The sequence below is a fragment of the Clostridium sp. AF12-41 genome, assembly GCF_003461685.1.
GTDB lineage: Bacteria > Bacillota > Clostridia > Lachnospirales > Lachnospiraceae > Otoolea > Otoolea fessa.
In genome coordinates, this window is sequence record NZ_QTXO01000012.1 from 1 (window position 1) to 2,781 (window position 2,781).

The 2,781-nt window shown below is 51.2% G+C and carries 1 rRNA gene; it reads right to left on the reverse strand.

The annotated features are described in order from the left end of the window. Window positions 1-2,689, reverse strand: a 23S ribosomal RNA gene (locus DWV73_RS12610); the annotation flags it as partial. Window positions 2,690-2,781: the final 92 nt, after the last annotated feature.

Sequence of the window (2,781 nt, forward strand, 5' to 3'; positions counted from 1 at the left end):
TCAACAGATACACCAGAGGCCAGTCCACCCCGGTCCTCTCGTACTAAGGGCAGCTCCTCTCAAATATCCTACGCCCGCGCCGGATAGGGACCGAACTGTCTCACGACGTTCTGAACCCAGCTCGCGTACCGCTTTAATGGGCGAACAGCCCAACCCTTGGGACCTACTTCAGCCCCAGGATGCGATGAGCCGACATCGAGGTGCCAAACCACTCCGTCGATGTGAACTCTTGGGAGTGATAAGCCTGTTATCCCCAGGGTAGCTTTTATCCGTTGAGCGATGGCAATCCCACTTTCTACCACCGGATCACTAAGTCCTACTTTCGTACCTGCTCGACCCGTCGGTCTCGCAGTCAAGCTCCCTTCTGCCTTTGCACTCTTTGAATGGTTTCCAACCATTCTGAGGGAACCTTTGAGCGCCTCCGATACCCTTTCGGAGGCGACCGCCCCAGTCAAACTCCCCACCTGACATTGTCCCACCTCCGGGTCACGGAGGTTGGTTAGAAATCCAGTACCACAAGGGTGGTATCCCAACAGCGACTCCGACAAGACTGGCGTCCTGTCATCAAAGTCTCCCACCTATCCTGTACATGCAGTACCGAATCCCAGTATCAAGCTAGAGTAAAGCTCCATGGGGTCTTTCCGTCCTGGCGCAGGTAACCAGCATCTTCACTGGTATTTCAATTTCACCGGGTGCATTGTCGAGACAGCGCTCAAATCATTACGCCTTTCGTGCGGGTCGGAACTTACCCGACAAGGAATTTCGCTACCTTAGGACCGTTATAGTTACGGCCGCCGTTTACTGGGGCTTAGATTCAAAGCTTCGATTGCTCTAACCTCTCCTCGTAACCTTCCAGCACCGGGCAGGCGTCAGCCCATATACCTCACCTTTCGGTTTCGCATAGACCTGTGTTTTTGCTAAACAGTTGCTTGAGCCTATTCTCTGCGGCCACATCTCTGTGGCACCCTTTATCCCGAAGTTACAGGGTCATTTTGCCGAGTTCCTTAACAATGCTTCTCCCGCCGGCCTTAGGATTCTCTCCTCATCCACCTGTGTCGGTTTACGGTACGGGTACATATCACACAATAGCGGCTTTTCTCGACAGCTCGAATCCCGGACTTCACTACTTTTGTTCGCTCCGCATCACGTCTTCGGCTTACTAAGCGGATTTGCCAACTTAGCACCTACCTCGCTTGCCCTGGTATCTTCATTCCCAGGTTCCGGTATCTCTCTGTGTCCCCACAGTTCTGATGATATGCAGTACAGGAATTTCAACCTGTTATCCATCGACTACGTCTTTCGACCTCGCCTTAGGCCCCGACTTACCCAGAGCAGATCAGCTTTACTCTGGAAACCTTAGATATTCGGCCTGGAGGATTCCCACCTCCATCTCGCTACTCATTCCGGCATTCTCTCTTCTTAAAAATCCACAGCTCCTTATCGGTACTGCTTCGTCTCTTTAAGAATGCTCCTCTACCAATGTATAATTACATTCCTAAGCTTCGGTGTTGTGTTTTAGCCCCGGACATTTTCGGCGCAGGACCTCTCGACTAGTGAGCTATTACGCACTCTTTGAATGTGTGGCTGCTTCTGAGCCAACATCCTAGTTGTCTTCGAAATCCCACATCCTTTTCCACTTAACACACACTTTGGGACCTTAGCTGTAGGTCTGGGCTCTTTCCCTTTTGACTACCCAACTTATCTCGTGCAGTCTGACTCCCGTACATCATTTATGCGGCATTCGGAGTTTGATATTCTTCGGTAGACTTTGACGCCCCCTAGGAAATTCAGTGCTCTACCTCCGCTAAACTAATACGAGGCTAGCCCTAAAGCTATTTCGAGGAGAACCAGCTATCTCCGGGTTCGATTGGAATTTCTCCCCTATCCACACCTCATCGCCACCCTTTTCAACGGATGTGCGTTCGGTCCTCCATTCCCTTTTACGGGAACTTCAACCTGGACATGGATAGGTCACCCGGTTTCGGGTCTGCACATGCTGACTTTACGCCCTATTAAGACTCGCTCTCGCTTCGGCTCCGGAGCTTTACTCCTTAACCTCGCCAGCATCCGCAACTCGCCGGACCGTTCTACAAAAAGTACGCGGTTGCACCTTAACGTGCTTCCACAGCTTGTAAACACAGGGTTTCAGGTTCTCTTTCACTCCCCTCCCGGGGTCCTTTTCACCTTTCCTTCACAGTACTATGCGCTATCGGTCACTAAGGAGTATTTAGCCTTGGGGGGTGGTCCCCCCGAATTCCCGCAAGGTTCCACGTGTCTCGCGGTACTCTGGATCCTGCCGTTGCTTATCGTTTTCATGTACGAGGCTTTCACTCTCTCTGGCCGGTCTTTCCAGGACCGTTCCATTAACGAATCAGCTCACTTATGCAGTCCGTAACCCCAGAGTGCACGCACTCTGGTTTGGGCTCTTCCCATTTCGCTCGCCGCTACTTTGGGAATCGATGTTTCTTTCTCTTCCTCCGCCTACTTAGATGTTTCAGTTCAGCGGGTTCCCTTCCATACGTTATGTATTGGCGTATGGATGACTGAGGTCTTCTCAGCCGGGTTTCCCCATTCAGATATCTCCGGATCAATGGATATTTGCTCCTCCCCGAAGCTTTTCGCAGCTTATCACGTCTTTCATCGGCTCTTAGTGCCAAGGCATCCACCCTGCGCTCTTATTAGCTTAACCAATTGATTCACACCGCGGGTACGGTGTTCCTCTCAGATGCATAGCGTTGCATCTTTGGCTTATGGTGTTTACAATTAATAATTGCTTGTTTT